Annotated in this window: 15 protein-coding genes and 1 tRNA gene; 13 read left to right on the top strand and 3 right to left on the bottom strand. The window is 68.2% G+C overall.

Annotated elements, in window-relative coordinates; genetic code table 11:
* Window positions 1–143: 143 nt before the first annotated feature.
* Window positions 144–1,829, bottom strand: coding sequence for a hypothetical protein (locus ACZ7KI_RS09085; protein WP_470272624.1), 1,686 nt, complete (start codon window positions 1,827–1,829; stop codon window positions 144–146).
* Window positions 1,830–1,969: 140 nt separating this feature from the next.
* Here ACZ7KI_RS09085 and ACZ7KI_RS09090 point away from each other — a divergent pair.
* Window positions 1,970–2,043 (top strand) — tRNA-Thr (locus ACZ7KI_RS09090).
* Between the two features lie 82 nt (window positions 2,044–2,125).
* Here ACZ7KI_RS09090 and ACZ7KI_RS09095 read toward each other — a convergent pair.
* Window positions 2,126–2,764, bottom strand: a complete 639-nt coding sequence (locus tag ACZ7KI_RS09095; protein WP_470272625.1) for a TetR/AcrR family transcriptional regulator — start codon at window positions 2,762–2,764, stop codon at window positions 2,126–2,128.
* A gap of 44 nt (window positions 2,765–2,808) precedes the next feature.
* On the opposite strand from ACZ7KI_RS09095, the gene ACZ7KI_RS09100 reads away from it, so the two are divergent.
* The 6 genes from ACZ7KI_RS09100 to ACZ7KI_RS09125 all read left to right on the top strand — a co-directional run bounded on the left by ACZ7KI_RS09100 (window position 2,809) and on the right by ACZ7KI_RS09125 (window position 9,062).
* Window positions 2,809–3,735, top strand: a complete 927-nt coding sequence (locus tag ACZ7KI_RS09100; RefSeq protein ID WP_470272626.1) for an alpha/beta hydrolase — start codon at window positions 2,809–2,811, stop codon at window positions 3,733–3,735.
* Window positions 3,735–4,559, top strand: a complete 825-nt coding sequence (locus tag ACZ7KI_RS09105) for an SDR family NAD(P)-dependent oxidoreductase (RefSeq protein ID WP_470272627.1) — start codon at window positions 3,735–3,737, stop codon at window positions 4,557–4,559. Before ACZ7KI_RS09100 ends, ACZ7KI_RS09105 begins: the two co-directional genes overlap by 1 nt.
* Window positions 4,559–5,488: a ferritin-like domain-containing protein gene (locus tag ACZ7KI_RS09110; protein ID WP_465506269.1), complete on the top strand. Its 930-nt coding sequence runs from the start codon at window positions 4,559–4,561 to the stop codon at window positions 5,486–5,488. Before ACZ7KI_RS09105 ends, ACZ7KI_RS09110 begins: the two co-directional genes overlap by 1 nt.
* Window positions 5,485–5,970 (top strand): NAD(P)/FAD-dependent oxidoreductase, encoded by a 486-nt coding sequence (locus tag ACZ7KI_RS09115; protein ID WP_470272628.1) that lies wholly within the window; start codon window positions 5,485–5,487, stop codon window positions 5,968–5,970. The genes ACZ7KI_RS09110 and ACZ7KI_RS09115 overlap by 4 nt, the downstream gene beginning before the upstream one ends.
* The gene (locus ACZ7KI_RS09120; RefSeq protein WP_470272629.1) at window positions 5,967–7,457 is read left to right on the top strand and encodes a flavin-containing monooxygenase; all 1,491 of its coding nucleotides are present in this window, start codon (window positions 5,967–5,969) and stop codon (window positions 7,455–7,457) included. The genes ACZ7KI_RS09115 and ACZ7KI_RS09120 overlap by 4 nt, the downstream gene beginning before the upstream one ends.
* Window positions 7,458–7,529: 72 nt before the next feature.
* Entirely contained in the window at window positions 7,530–9,062 is a 1,533-nt protein-coding gene (locus ACZ7KI_RS09125) for a PstS family phosphate ABC transporter substrate-binding protein (protein ID WP_470272630.1), read from the top strand.
* A gap of 70 nt (window positions 9,063–9,132) precedes the next feature.
* Here the strand turns inward: ACZ7KI_RS09125 and ACZ7KI_RS09130 are convergent, their stop codons facing one another.
* Window positions 9,133–9,597: a GreA/GreB family elongation factor gene (locus ACZ7KI_RS09130; RefSeq protein ID WP_470272631.1), complete on the bottom strand. Its 465-nt coding sequence runs from the start codon at window positions 9,595–9,597 to the stop codon at window positions 9,133–9,135.
* A 123-nt stretch (window positions 9,598–9,720) separates the two neighbouring features.
* Here ACZ7KI_RS09130 and ACZ7KI_RS09135 point away from each other — a divergent pair, with 123 nt between their 5' ends.
* The 6 genes from ACZ7KI_RS09135 (at window position 9,721) to ACZ7KI_RS09160 (ending at window position 14,520) form a co-directional block, all read left to right on the top strand.
* Window positions 9,721–10,308, top strand: coding sequence for a TetR/AcrR family transcriptional regulator (locus ACZ7KI_RS09135; RefSeq protein ID WP_470272632.1), 588 nt, complete (start codon window positions 9,721–9,723; stop codon window positions 10,306–10,308).
* 115 nt (window positions 10,309–10,423) lie between these two features.
* A complete protein-coding gene (locus ACZ7KI_RS09140) occupies window positions 10,424–11,650 on the top strand; it encodes a M14 family metallopeptidase (protein WP_470272667.1) in 1,227 nt (408 codons plus the stop codon).
* Window positions 11,651–11,736: 86 nt separating this feature from the next.
* Complete coding sequence (locus ACZ7KI_RS09145; protein WP_037318393.1) at window positions 11,737–12,258, top strand: gamma carbonic anhydrase family protein; 522 nt, start codon at window positions 11,737–11,739, stop codon at window positions 12,256–12,258.
* Between the two features lie 34 nt (window positions 12,259–12,292).
* Window positions 12,293–12,724, top strand: a complete 432-nt coding sequence (gene rplK / locus ACZ7KI_RS09150) for a 50S ribosomal protein L11 (RefSeq protein WP_470272633.1) — start codon at window positions 12,293–12,295, stop codon at window positions 12,722–12,724.
* Window positions 12,721–13,140 (top strand): CGNR zinc finger domain-containing protein, encoded by a 420-nt coding sequence (locus ACZ7KI_RS09155; protein ID WP_470272634.1) that lies wholly within the window; start codon window positions 12,721–12,723, stop codon window positions 13,138–13,140. The genes rplK and ACZ7KI_RS09155 overlap by 4 nt, the downstream gene beginning before the upstream one ends.
* Before the next feature lie 111 nt (window positions 13,141–13,251).
* Window positions 13,252–14,520 (top strand): serine hydroxymethyltransferase, encoded by a 1,269-nt coding sequence (locus ACZ7KI_RS09160; RefSeq protein ID WP_470272635.1) that lies wholly within the window; start codon window positions 13,252–13,254, stop codon window positions 14,518–14,520.
* The last annotated feature ends 272 nt before the right edge of the window (window positions 14,521–14,792 follow it).

Here is a 14,792-nt window from a genome sequence, read left to right on the forward strand (position 1 = left end):
AGGGGTCCCCATAGGACGAAAAGTGTCCTATGGGGACCCCTCATGACACGCGCGTCAGCGAAGGGAAGCCGAGGCCGGTACGAACGGACCTTCCACGCGGGGGCAAGGCGCGAAAGGACCGTTCATCACCCTCCTCGCCCCGTCTAGGTGCGCGGTCGCGGCGAAGGCTTGAAGTCCGGATCGTCCTTCGGCGAAGGCGAAACGCGAACCGGCACAAGCCGACGCCGTCCCGGCATCGCGGCCACCAGGACCACACCGAGCAGCAGCATCGCGGTACCCGTCCAGAACATCGGCACCGTGTCGTAGGCGGCGTTGGTGTAGGCCAGGTTCTTGACCGGGCCCTTCGGCGCCGCGCCACCGTTGTTGCCCGCGGGCGGCGGAGTCGCCGTGCCGCACTCGACGCCGCCTGCCGGCGCGTACGCCCTGGCGATCTGCTCACCGAGCGAGACCTGGGCCAGCGACGAAGGCAGCTTCTTCGCGGCATCCGGCGGCAGCGCCTTCTGCAGCGCGGTGGTCGGCAGGATCTGCAGGTCCAGCAGCCGCGCGGAGGCGCCCATCTGGAAACCCTTGAACGGCGACGTCATGTCGCTCGACTTCTGGTTCAGCCCGGCGATCGACAGCTTCAGCACCCCGAGGTCGAGGGTGAGCCCGTTCCCGGCCTCACCGCCCGGAAGCTGCTTCGTGGCACCGTTCACCAGCTCGGCGAGCCCGCCGACGACCGGCACGTTCTTCAGCTGTTCGAAGCCGGGGACCTGCTTGAGCGACGGCAGCGGGATGCCGATCGGGACGTCTTTCGTCGGGTTGGCCGCGTCGAGGGTGAACAGAGCCTTGTCGCCACGCATGATCTGCAGCACCGGAGCGGTGTACTCGACCTTCGACGTCTTCTTGTCGCCGGTCGAGGTGACCCGCAGCGTCGGCTGGCTGGCGACCTTGATCGTCAGGCCGAGCGGCGTGCCCTTCAGCAGCTCGATGTTGGCCGCCTGCAGGGTCGACGTCGATTCGACGGCCTTGTTCTTCGAGCCGGGGATGTCGACCAGCCGCACGACCGACCGCGACGACAGCGTGTTCGGCAGGCTCAGCACCGCGCCCTTGCCGTCACCGCTGGCGCTGTTCCCCGAAAGCAGGCCGCCGAGGTTCGCCAGCGGACCCGGAAGTCCCTTGAGACCGGCCTGGAGCTGATCGCTCGCCTGGGTCAGCTGCCCGGCATCCGGGAGGTTCGGGATGGTCGGCAGCAGCGAGAGGTTCGCGATCGACGTGCTCGAGTCGGCGATCGTGCCGACGCACGGTCCGAGCGTCGGGCTCCAGCGCGCGTGCGCCTCGCCGTTGAGCAGGCCGAGGTTGAACAGCGGGTTCTTCGGCGCGTTGAGGCCGCCGCTGATCGGCTTCGGGTTGTCCGGCAGCGCCGTCTGCACGAGGCTGCCCGGCGTCTGCGGCGCGTTGCCCGCGGCCGACAGGCCGAACGGCGACGACTGCGCGATCGACTTCTCGTAGTTCAGGTAGGCCTCGGAGTTGGCCTGCGCGCTGGAAAGCCCCATCCCGGCTTCGAGCGCGGACTGCTTCGGCAGGAGCTTGTCCGCGCCGGGCAGGATCGCGCTCGTCGGGACGGCGTTGGGCAGCAGCCGGAGAACGCCGAGCGCCGCCCCCGCGTCACCGACCGCCTTGCCGAGCGGCTGCGGCCCGATCGGCGCCGACATCGGCGGCTGTCCCGGGTTGGCCGGATCGGGGATCGGCGTGGTCGGGATGTCCTGGGCCATAGCCGGAGCCGCGGTCAGCAGAAGCAGGGCCGCGGCGGCCGGAAGCGCCAGCACACGGGGCAGTCGTTGCCGCATGAACAGGTCCTCCAGTGGGGATGGGCCGATCTTGGGGGACTGAGACCGGCGTCATAGGACCTTAACGACGGTGGCCCTGGAAGGTGACGTTCAAGCCTCCGCTACACTTGTCTCCGTCATCGGGTGCGAGCCCGGTGTCCGCCGCCTTAGCTCAGTCGGCCAGAGCGATTCACTCGTAATGAATAGGTCAGGGGTTCGATTCCCCTAGGCGGCTCCGCAGGTCAGGGCCTCATTCGGAACACTCCGGATGAGGCCCTGATCCGTTTCCGGGGCAGCTCCGCGCCGGGCACGGAAGTTCACCCGTTGGTGTCACCCTTGAGGAACATCCGCGACAGCGAGGTGCCGACGCCGGTGAGGTGCTCGACGAGCGTGTCCGCGTCCGCGTCGAGCAGGCCGGAGCGCCACGCGAGCATGATCTCCACGAACCCGCCGATGCCCAGCAGGACGTTGACCCGGAACTCCAGTCCGTCCACGTCCGGTTTCAGATGCGGCCGGGCCAGTTCGATCAGCAGACCGGTGGTCTCCTGGACGGTCTGCCGCCGCAGTTGCTCCAGCACCGCACTGCCCGCGTGGTCGCCGAACAGGATCTGCGCCCGGGTCGGCTCCTCCTGGACGTGATGCACGACGACGTCGAGAGCTGCCCGGAGTTGTTCCAGCGCGGGCTTGTCGATGTGCGCGGCCACGGCGTCGAGGACCATCCGCAGTGTTTCGTCGCGGACCTCTTCCCACGCGGTGGCGAGGAGTTCGTCGCGGTTGGCGAAGCTCTCGTAGAAGTACCGGTCCGTCAGGTTCGCCCGTGCGCACACGCCCCGCATCGTGACCGCCGCCCAGCCCTGTTCCTGCCAGATGTCCAATGCGGCGCCGAGCAGGGCGAGCCGTCGTTCGGCGCGGCGCTCGTCGGCGGTTTTGCCGCTGTAGCGGCGGGACGTGGTCACCTCTCCATCTCGACAGCAGGTGCCCTCAGATTCATTCTGAGGGCATGCGACCGCAGAATGGCCTGCGACCCGGTTTGGCCGCCACGCTGACGTCCGCCTTCGTGCGGCCGATCGCCAACGCGATCCCGGCCAACCGGGCGGGCATCGTGTTCTCCCGCGCTTTCATCGCGAGCAGTTTGTGGCTGGCTTCGCCACCGCTGAAGGGCAGCCGGATCGAGCCCGGCATCCGGGGCGAGTGGGTCCGCGGTCCCGAGGTGACCGACGGCGACGCCGTGGTCCTCTACATCCACGGCAGTGGCTACGCACTCTGTTCTGCCCGTACGCATCGCGGGCTGACCACGCGGGTTTCCGCCGGCACCGGGTTGCCGGTCTTCGCCTGCGAGTACCGCCTCGCGCCCCGGCACCGGTTCCCGAACGCCGCCGACGACGTCCGCGCGGCCTACGACCGGCTCGTCGAACAAGGCCACGAACGGATTCTCGTCGCGGGCGACTCCGCGGGCGGGCATCTCGCGGTCGACCTCGCCGCGCAGCTCATCCGGGAGCACAAGGCGCCGCCCGCCGCGCTCGCGTTGTTCTCGCCGCTGTTCGACGTGACGTTCTCCTTGGCCGCCGAGCGGGAACGCATGCGGCGCGACCCGATGATCTCCGCCGCCGCGGCGGCCCGGCTGGTCGGTCTGTACACAGTGGACGCCGATCTCGCGTCGACGCGGCTGCGGTTCGCCTTCGACGACATCAAGGGTTTCCCACCGACGCTCATCCAGGCGGGCGGTCTCGAAATGCTCGCCGCGGACGCCATCGAACTGGCCAGGGCACTGCGCCGCGCGGGGGCGGACTGCGAACTGGACGTGGTCCCCGGCCAGATGCACGTCTTCCAGGCGCTGACCCGGTTCGTCCCGGAAGCGCGGCCCGCGATGGACCGGGCTTGCCGGTTCCTGACCGAGAATCTCCCGGCGATCGAGAGGGCGGCATAGTGACGAAGCGGACTCACGGGGCGCACGCCGTCGTCACCGGAGCGGGCAGCGGCATCGGGAAGGCGATCGCGGCCGAACTCGTCCGGCGCGGTAGCCGTGTCGTGTGTGCCGACATCGACCTCGCTTCCGCCGAGGAAACCGCGCGAATGCTCAAGAACAAAGGCGAAGCGGTCGCCGTCGCCTGTGACGTGTCCACTGTGGACGACGTAGCCGAGCTGGCGAACCAGGCCCGCTCGTGGCTCGGCCGCGACCCGGACCTCGTCGTCAACAACGCCGGGATCGGCGCAGGCGGCAAGCCCGTAGGGGAGAGTCCGCTGTCCGACTGGCAGCGGACGCTGGGCGTGAATCTCTGGGGCGTGATCCACGGTTGCCACACCTTCGTCCCCGCCATGCGGGCGGCGAAGGCGGGCGGCGTCATCAACGTCGCCTCGGCCGCCGGTTTCACCGCCGCGCCGAGGATGGCCGCCTACAACGTGAGCAAGGCCGGGGTCGTCAGTCTTTCGGAGACACTGGCCGCGGAGCTGTCCGGCACCGGCGTCGCGGTCACCGTGCTGTGCCCGACTTTCGTGCGCACCAACATCTTCGGCGGTGAACTCATCGACGCCGGAGCACGCGGCCTGGCGCAGCGTGTCTCCGATCTGGTCGGGTTCTCACCCGAACGGGTCGCGAAGATGACGCTCGACGCCCACGATCGCGGGCGCCTGTACGTGGTGCCGCAGCCCGACGCTCAGCTTCTCTGGCACGCCAAACGGTTCGTGCCCGTCCCCTACACGCGGATCGCCGGTCTCCTCGGCCGGTTCCTGCCCGCCGAAAAGGAGAAGTGATGGCCTACGACTTCGACGCGATGCTCCAGACCATCAAGGACAAGCAGTGGTCACTGGCCGACATCGACTGGGACGCGCCCGGCGCGGAGACGATGACCGACGAACTGCGCGCCAAGATGCGGCCGTTCATGGCCGATCTGGTGTGGATCGAGCACGTCGGTGCCCGCGGGTTCGCCTCGCTGGCCAAGAAGGCGCCGACACCGGTGATCCAGGAGATCTACCGCTATTTCCACGCGGAGGAACAGAAACACGCCAACGCCGAGCTGGCGCTGATGAAGCGCTGGGGCATGCTCGACGAGCACGGGTCGATGCCCGAGCCGAACATCAACGTCAAGCTCGCCATCAAGGTCCTCGACGACTACGGCGACACGTTGCCGCTGACGGCGCTGGCCACGCTCATCCCGCTGCTGGAATGTGCGCTGGACGGCGCGCTGGTGAAGTTCCTGCTCGAAGAGGTCTCCGATCCGGTGTGCCATCAGGTTTTCCGGCATATCAACTCGGACGAGTCGCGGCACATCACGGCCGACTTCGAGGTGCTGGAACTGATCGGCGCCGGCTCGACGACCAAACTGCTCACCGAATCGCTCGGCTCGCTCAAACCACAGATCGTGCTGGGCCTGATCGTGGTGTTCGTGCCGCTGATCAACAAGATGCGGGACAACATCGTCGCGATGGGTCTGCCGGAGAAGAAGCTGTACAACGCCGTGAAGCGGTTCTCCACCATCGGCGGCCGGGGCGAGTTCACCAAACGCATCCCGGCGTATCACGTGCTCAAGGCGCAGGCGGCGATGATCGTCGACCGTTCGCACGTCTACCACCGGCTGCTCGCCGACCCGATGGTGAAGGTGACCCGCCTGATCCCCGCGCGGCTGCTGGGCAAACCGCAGTCGTGGACCGAGGAGATCACCCACGAACCGGTCGCGTCATGACCTTGGGCGAGTTCCGGGGTGAGGTGTTGCGCGGCACCGAATGGTTCGGGCACGACTTCGCGGGCCAGCGGGTCGCTGTCATCGCACCCGGCCGCGAGGCCGCGCAGATCGTGCCCGAGGTGGCGGCCACCGCGCTTTCGGTGAAGGTGTTCCAGGAGGAACCGGACTGGGTGGTGCCGATGCCGGTACCCGGCCCGAGCGTCGTCGGCATCGCCGTCGCCCGCGTTTTCCTGCGCTGGCAGGTGAAAGACCCCTGGATCCGCAGGCTGCTGACGCCGGACCGCCGTTTCGGTTCGCGACGGACGGCCTCGGGTCTCGGTTACTACGGCGCGCTCAAGCGGCCCGGCTGCAAGCTCATCACCTGGCCGGTCTACGCCTTCGTCGCCAACGGGATCCGCACCGCCGAGGGCATCGAGCATCAGGCGGACGTCGTCGTAGTGGGTGCGAGTTCGCTGTTCGCCAAGGAAGGACTTCCCGCATGACCACGCCCGACCACGAGATCGCGATCATCGGCGGCGGCTTCTCCGGTATCGGTGCCGCGATCCTGCTCGACAAGGCGGGATTCGGCGATTTCCTGATGCTGGAGGAGGGTGACGGCGTCGGCGGCGCGTGGCACTGGAACACCTATCCCGGCGTCGCCGTCGACATCCCGTCGTTCAGCTACCAGTTCTCGTTCGAGCAGATCTCCGGCTGGTCGCGGGTCTACGCGCCGGGCCGTGAACTGAAGGCCTACGCCGACTACTGCGTCGACAAGTACGACATCCGCCGCCGCACCCGTCTCGGATCGAAGGTCGTCGCCACCACCTTCGACGACGAAACGCACTTGTGGCGCCTCGAAACCGCCGACGGCTGGTCGATGACGGCGCGGTTCGTCGTCGGCGCCACCGGCGTGCTCACCCAGCCGAAGCCGCCGGACATCGACGGCATCGCCGACTTCCGCGGCACGGTCATGCACACCGCCCGCTGGGACCACGGCGTCGACCTGCGCGGCAAACGCGTCGCCGTCGTCGGCACGGGGGCCTCGGCCGTCCAGGTCATCCCGTCCATCGCGCCGGAAGCAGGCCATCTGACGGTGTTCCAGCGGACGCCGATCTGGTGTCTGCCCAAACCCGACGCCGTCCTGCCCCGGCCCGCGCGGCTCGCGCTGCGGCGGTTGCCCGGCGCGAAACTGGTGTCCCGCTTGGCCAGCCAGGCGCTGGTCGAACTGACCTTCCCGCTGGCCGCGCATTTCCACAATCTCCTGCCGACCGCGGGCGCGGGGGAGCGGATCGGGCGCGCGCATCTGCGCCGCGCGGTGAAAGACCCGGTGACCCGCGAGAAGCTCACCCCGCGGTATGCCCTGGGCTGCAAGCGGCCGAGTTTCTCCAACGACTACCTGCGGACGTTCAACCGCGACGACGTCACGCTGGAGACCACGGGCATCGACGCGATCACCGAGACCGGCGTGCGCACGGTCGACGGCACCGAGCACGCCGCCGACGTCCTTGTGCTGGCGACGGGGTTCAAGGTGTTCGAGAAGGGCAACATGCCCGCGTTCACCGTGCGCGGTTCGGGCGGCACCGATCTGGAGAAGTTCTGGGAGGAGAACCGGTTCCAGGCCTATCAGGGCGTCAGCGTCCCCGGGTTCCCGAACTTCTTCACCATTCTCGGGCCCTACGGCTACAACGGTTCCTCGTATTTCAACCTGATCGAGACACAGAGCGCGCATATCGTCCGGTGCCTCCGCAACGCCCGCAAGACCGGCGCGACGCGGGTGGAGGTCACGAACGAGGCCAACGACCGGTACTTCCAGAGCATGCTGGACCGCCGCAAGCATCAGGTGTTCTTCCAGGACAGCTGCTCGCTGGCCAACAGCTACTACTTCGACGCGAACGGGGACGTGCCGTTCCGGGCGTCACCGACACTGGAAACGATGGTGACGAGCCGGTTCTTCGACCTCGACGACTACGCCTTCGCGGACGGCCGGTGAACACTGGCTGAAGTCGGCCGTCCCCGGCCTGGATGAGCCTTAGGTTCGATTTCCCGAACCTGGAGGCTGGTCTTGGAAGGCTTTCCCTGGGACGTCCTGCTCGCGGTGGTCGGGATCGCCGTCCCGGCCGTCGCTTTCCTATGGGAGTTCGTGCTCGTCGGCCGCAAACGGCTCGGCTACCGCGTGCAGATGGACACCCCGACGGGATCCGAACGCGGGTTCGCGCCGACGGCCGACGCGCTGGCGCAGTTGCAGCACGAGAACGGCGAGCGGCTCGTCGACCCGTCGTTCGTGCTGCTGCGCATCGAGAACAGCGGCACCGCCGACATCGACACCGACGATTACGCGGTCAACGAGAACGACCGCGTCGGCGTCCGCGTGAAGTTCCCCGGCCGCACCGTGGCCGGGATGGTGGTGACCGAACTCAGCTCACCGCATCTGCACGAATGTTTCGGCGACGACTCCGGTTTCGGCGCGCGTGACGAGAACCCCGAACGGCCGGTGGGGGTGATCGACCTGCCGAGGGTGCCGCTGAACCGCGGCGCGCACTACAAGGTCCTCGCCGTGCTCGACCGGATCCCGAACGGCTCGACCGAAGACTTCGACGATCCCCAGGTCGTCGGCGAGATCAAGGGCGGCACCCTCCGCGAGACCAAGAGCCGCACCGGGCCGACGGGTTCGGTGATCGCGCTGATCTGCTTCCTCGTCGTGGTCAGCATCTTCCAGCTGACCCGCTCGCTGGTCTTCGACGACAAGCCGCCGCCGCTGGACTGCGCGTCCGGGAAGCTGACGATCACCGGATCGACGGCCTTCGCGCCGGTGCTGAAGGAGGCGACGGCTTCGTACGCGAAGACGTGTCCGGGCGCGTCGTTCACCTTCGACTCGCGGGGGAGCGCGGAGGGGCTCGGCAGCCTGAACCAGGCCGCGAACGACGGCGTGCTCGCGTTCTCCGACGGCGCCAAGGGCGAGGGTTTCCCGCGGCTGCTGCCGCGTCCGGTCGCGTTCTCGCTGTTCACGCTCGTGATCAACAAGGAAGCGGGCGTCCAGGACCTGTCGCTCGCGCAGATCCACGACGTCTACGACGGCAAGATCGCGAACTGGAAGGAGATCGGCGGCAAGGACCAGCCCGTCCGGCTCGTCGACCGGCATTCCGACTCCGGCACGCGGCGGACGTTCGAGGTCCGGCTCCTGGCGGGCAAGCGGGAACCGGGCGACAACTCCGACGACTGCCTCAAACAGGCGCCGGGCGCCCAGCCCGGTGTGGTGCGTTGCGCGAGGCCGTCGACCAACGACGTCCTCGACGCGATCTCGCGGGTGCCGGGCGCGCTCGGCTACAGCGAACTGGGCGCGGCCACGAAACGCCAGGACGTGCTGCCGGTCCGGATCGACGGCCATCAGGCGACCCTGGAGGGCGCGATCCACGCGGCTTACCCGTTCTGGGAGACCGAGTACGCGTACACGTTCGGCGAGCCGAAGGCGGACTCGCTCGTCGCGAGCTTCCTGCGCTACCTGACCAACCAGGTCGGCAAGGACATCGTCCGGTCCCATGGGCACCGGCCGTGCGCCGAACTGGCGAATCCGGTGCTTTGCCGTCCCAGCGCGTAAAGGCCCCCTTCCCGCGGCTGGTCAGCTAAAACCGGAGCCGAGGGAAGGGGGCTTTCACGCGCGAACGAGGTCAGGCAGGCGGCTTCAGGGTGACGACGGTGGCGCTGGTCTCGCCGCGCGGCGTCCGGTACTTGATCTCGTCACCCTCCTTGGCGCCCACGAGCGCGAGGCCGAGGGGGCTGTCCGAGGTGACCGTGGCGGCGTCGGCGTCCTCGCCGGGGATCGTGACGATGTGGAGCTCGTCCTCGTCGCCGTCGGCGAACCTGAGCGTCACGGTGGTGCCGTCGGGAAGCAGGCCCTTGCTGTTGCGCCCGCCGTGCTCGAGTTTCGCGGCGACGTCGGCGATGCGCCGGTCGAGGTAGGCGGCGGCCTCCGCGCGGTCCAGCACCTCCGCCTGATCGGCCGCGTCGCCGGTCCGTTCCTGTTCGCCGACGAGCGGCGCCATCGCGTCGCGCTGCGTACGCAGATCGGCGAGTTCCTTTTCCAGCTGCCGGCGTGCCGCCGGGCTGAACCCGTTGTCCCCTGTGGTCACCATGCCGCGCATTGTCCGCTACAGATCGGCCGTGAGCCACCTCGATTTTTCACCCGCTGTGATCGGCCAGGACGGCTGCCCTAAGCTTCAGGGCCCGTGTCCTGACTACTTGGTGTAAGGAACTTCGTGACCGCCGTTCCCGGCCGCAGCCCGCGGCTTTCCCCCAATCAGCTGCAGAAACAGGAACAGATCGTCGAAGCGGCGCGGATCGTGCTGGCCAGGGACGGGCTCGCCGGCTGCACCGTTCGCGCGATCGCGGAGGCCGGGCCGCTCACGAAGAGTGCGATTCATTACTACTTCGCGGACATCGACGTCCTGATCGACCGCGCGATGGCGGCGCACATCACAACGTTCACGGCCGATTTGCGCAAAATCTCGGCGGAGCACGATCACCCGGATGAGCGGCTCTTCGCCGTTCTGGAAGCGTTCCTCGCCGAGTTCTCCGGCCGCCCGAACGCGGCCTTCCTCTGGTTCGAGTACTGGATCGCCGCCGGCCGCGCGCAGCATCCGCAGGCCATCGACGTCATGCTGACGTCGATCACCGAACTGCTCGCGGAGCTGCTCGCGCCGTTGGACGTGGAGGACCCACGGGCACGGGCGAGGGCGCTGCTGTCCTATCTGCTCGGCGCGATCGTCCAGCAGCGCGTCCGACGGCGGCCGTTCGCCGCACTGCGCGGCGACATCGAAGCGCTCTGCTTCGCGAACTACGGCTAGAAATACGCATTAGATCCGTACCGTTACGGATTGTTCGGTCCGTCCGGCTCCGGCCATGGTGGGGTTCCCTTCCCCTGCCCCAAGCTAGGAGACGACGATGCGCATAAGACGGTGCATGGCCGCGGCGATCGCGGCTGTCGCGGCGTTCACCATCCCGGTCGCCGCGAGTCCGGCGACCGCCGACCAGCAGGCCGAAGACGCGCAGGTCCAGATCTACGAGGTCTTCGGGACCGGCACCGCGCAGCAGCGCACGCAGATCTCCCGGCTGGGCGTCGACGTCCTCGGCTCCGCGGGCGGCACCACGACGTTCATCGGCGAAGCGGCCGACGCGGCGAAGGTCCGCTCGCTCGGCTTCCGCGTCGAGCAGCGCGGCGTCGTCGACCGTTCGCCCGGCGTGAGCACGAACGCGATCAACGACTTCCCGCCGTCGGACTCCGGTTTCCACAACTACGCCGAGGTCACGACGGAACTGCGCAACGCGCAGACCAACTACGGTTCGATCGCGCGGCTGAGCAGCGTCGGCAACTCCTATCAGGGCCGCGCGCTGAACATGCTCAAGATCAGCGACAACGTCGCGACCGACGAGAACGAGCCCGAAGTCCTCTTCACCTGCAACCAGCACGCGCGCGAGCACCTCACGACCGAGATGTGCCTGCGGATCGTGAACCGGTTCACCCAGGGCTACGCGTCCGACCCGGCGATCAAGCGCTTCGTCGACAGCACCGAGATCTACGTGATCCCGAACGTCAACCCGGACGGCTCGGAGTACGACATCTCCGGCGGCAGCTACAAGTACTGGCGCAAGAACCGGCAGGGCAACGGCACCGACCCCAACCGCAACTGGGGTTACAACTGGGGCTGCTGCGGCGGTTCGTCGGGCTCGACGACCAGTGAGACCTACCGCGGTCCCTCCGCCTTCTCCGCGCCGGAGACCAAGGCGGTGTCCAACTTCGTGAACTCGCGCAAGATCGGCGGCGTCCAGCAGATCAAGGCGAGCATCGACTTCCACACCTATTCGGAGCTCGTCCTGTGGCCGTTCGGCTTCACCTACAACGACACCGCGCCCGGGATGACCGCGGCCGAGGCACAGCGTTTCCAGACGCTGGGCAGGCAGCTGGCCGCGACCAACGGCTACACGCCGCAGCAGTCGAGCGACCTGTACATCACGGACGGGACGATCGACGACTGGATGTGGGGCACGCACAAGATCCTGAGCTTCACCTTCGAGATGTACCCGCGGGGTTCCAACCCCGGCTTCTACCCGCCCGACGAGGTGATCGTCCGGGAGACCACGCGTAACGACAAGGCCGTGGACCTCCTGCTGAACACCGCCATCGGCTGACGCTTCAGCGTTCCGTGAAGGCCTCCTTCCCTACTCTCAAGGTAGGGAAGGAGGCCTTCACGGACTTTCGGCATAAGGTGCGAGGCATGCCGATGTTCGAATTCGAGGGACACCGTCCCCAGGTGGATCCCGAAGCGTGGATCGCCCCCACCGCCACCCTGATCGGCGACGTCGTCGTCGAGAAGGGCGCTTCCGTCTGGTACGGCGCCGTCCTGCGCGCCGACTTCGGGCGGATCCTCATCCGCGAGGGCGCCAACATCCAGGACAACTCGGTCATCCACGTCAACGGCGGCGTGACCGAGGTCGGCAAGAACGTCACCGTCGGGCACCAGTGCCTCGTGCACGACTGCACGATCGGTGAGCAGGCGCTGATCGGCAACGGTTCGACCGTGCTCGACAAGGCGCAGATCGGGGCGAAGGCGCTCGTCGCGGCCGGCGCCACGGTGACACCCGGCATGATCATCCCGCCCGAGACCGTCGCCATGGGCAGCCCGGCGAAGAAGCACGTCCCGCTCGACGGCACCGCCCGCGGCTGGGTCGAGCACAACGCGGCGATCTACCAGGAGCTGGCACGCAGGCACGCGGAAAGCGTCAAGCAGATCGATTGACTCTCCAGTAACTGGAGACCTTAGCTTCGGCCGCATGGCACCGAAGTCGAAGAAGAAGACACACCAGGCGACTCTCGAGCTGACCGCGGGCAACGCGCCGGTGGTCGACCTCGGCAAGACGCTCGGCCAGACCGGCGTGAACCTCGTCGAGGTCAAGAAGGCCTACGACGCGGCGACCGCCTCGCAGCGCGGAGACATCGTCCCGGTGGTCGTGTCGGTGTTCGAGGACCGCTCCTTCGAACTGCGGCTGAAGACCCCGCCGGCGTCGTTCCTCATCAAGAAGGCCTTGGGCGGCAAGGGATCCGGCCGGCCGGGGCACGAGGTCGCCGGCAAGCTGACCCAGGAACAGCTGCGCGAGATCGCCGAGCGGAAACTGCCGGACCTCAACACCGGCGACATCGAGGCGGCCATGCGCACGATCGCGGGCACCGCCCGCTCGATGGGCGTCGCGATCGAAGAACCGTGACGCGCAAGCACGTGATCGTCCCGCCTTTCCGCGACCTCGACCCGGAACTGGAGGTCGCGGAAAGGCTGCTGGCACAGGGAAATCCGTGGCTCGCCGGGGTGGTGGCGGCGCTGCCCGACGAACACGCGGCCGCGGACCGGCTCAACCGGATACTGGCGGCGACGGGGGCGGCGCCGCGACTTTCCCACAGCGGAAACGCTTGGCGCGTGGTGCCGGTGACGTCGTGGCCGGGCTGCGGCGACCTGGTCGCGGCCGCTTCCGGGCTGGCCGAACTGGTCGTGTTCGGCGGCTGGCGGCGGATCAAACGCTGCGCCGTCTGCGCACAGGCGTTCTGTGATCGCACGGCGGGCTGCAGCCGCCGTTGGTGCGCCGGGCATCGGCCGCACGCCGAGCCCCGCGCGAGCGAAGTGCACTAGTCTTGTGCGCACCAGCGACTGGCGCCATTTGAGGTGGAGCACCACCGGGAAGCGACGACAAGGCCGGTACCGCGCGCCTGGGTCCGGCCGTCTCTGGCAGGAGTACGTCCGATGACACACCAGCCCGAACTTTCCGCGCTCGCCGCCGCCGACCCGCAGATCGCGGGACTGGTCGAGGACGAGGCGAAACGCCAGCACGACAAGATCCGCCTGATCGCGTCCGAGAACTACGTCTCCCAGGCGGTGCTGGAGGCGACCGGCACCGTCCTCACCAACAAGTACTCCGAGGGCTACGCCGGCAAGCGGTACTACGAGGGCCAGCAGCTCATCGACCAGGTCGAAAACCTCGCCATCAAGCGCGCGAAGGCGGTCTTCGGCGTCGACCACGCCAACGTCCAGCCGTACTCCGGCTCCCCGGCGAACCTCGCGGTGTACCTCGCTTTCGCTCAGCCGGGTGACACCGTCCTCGGCATGGCGCTGCCGGACGGCGGCCACCTCACGCACGGCTGGAGCGTGTCCGCGACCGGCAAGTGGTTCACCCCGGTCCGCTACGGCGTCCGCAAGGAGACCGGCCGTGTCGACCTCGACCAGGTGCGCGAACTCGCGCTCCAGCACCGGCCGAAGCTGATCTTCGCCGGCGGTACCGCGATCCCGCGCACCATCGACTTCCCGGCGTTCGCGGAGATCGCCCGCGAGGTCGACGCCGTCCTGGTGGCCGACATCGCGCATATCGCCGGGCTCGTCGCGGGCGGCGCGCACCCGTCGCCGGTCGGGCACGCGCAGGTCATCACCACGACCACGCACAAGACGCTCCGCGGTCCGCGTGGCGCGATGATCCTTTCCGACGCCGACCACGCGAAGGCCGTCGACAAGGCCGTGTTCCCTGGTCTGCAGGGCGGCCCGCACAACCACACGACCGCGGCGATCGCGGTGGCGCTCGGCGAGGCGCAGAAGCCGGAGTTCGCCGAGTACGCCCACGCGATCGTGGCCAACGCGAAGGCGCTGGCGGAGGCGCTGACCGAACGCGGGTACGACCTCGTGTCCGGCGGTACCGACAACCACCTGCTGCTGATCGACCTGACCAACAAGAACGTGCCGGGCAAACCCGCCGCGCAGGCGCTGGACCGCGCCGGGATCGAACTGAACTACAACACCGTGCCGTTCGACCCGCGCAAGCCGTTCGACCCGTCGGGCATCCGGCTCGGCACCTCCGCGATCACCACCCGCGGGCTCAAGCCGGAGCACCAGGTGCAGGTCGCGGACTGGATCGACCGCACGATCACCGCCGCGGCGGCCGAGGAACAGTCCGCTTTGGACACCATCGCCGCCGAGATCCGCGAATTCCTCTCGCCTTTCCCGATCCCGGGTTACTCGGCCTAGGGCTCGCGCGGGTGGGCCGGTGAGCTCGGCGTAGCGGCCGGTCCGTGAAGGACTCCTTGAGGGACCCAGAGTCCCTCAAAGTTCCCCTCACCCGTTCGAAAGACCCTCACGAGACCCAGCCGAGGAAACTCGACCTTCACGTACTCCACGCGAGCAAGACCGCAAGTACCGGAGGCGGTGGGTCCGGGTGGTGGGGGGGGGGGGGGGGGGGGGGGGGGGGGGGGGAGAAAAAAAAAAAAAAAACACAAAACGCCGACAAAGAAAAACACAAG

The sequence above is a fragment of the Amycolatopsis sp. NPDC039088 genome (assembly GCF_055598845.1).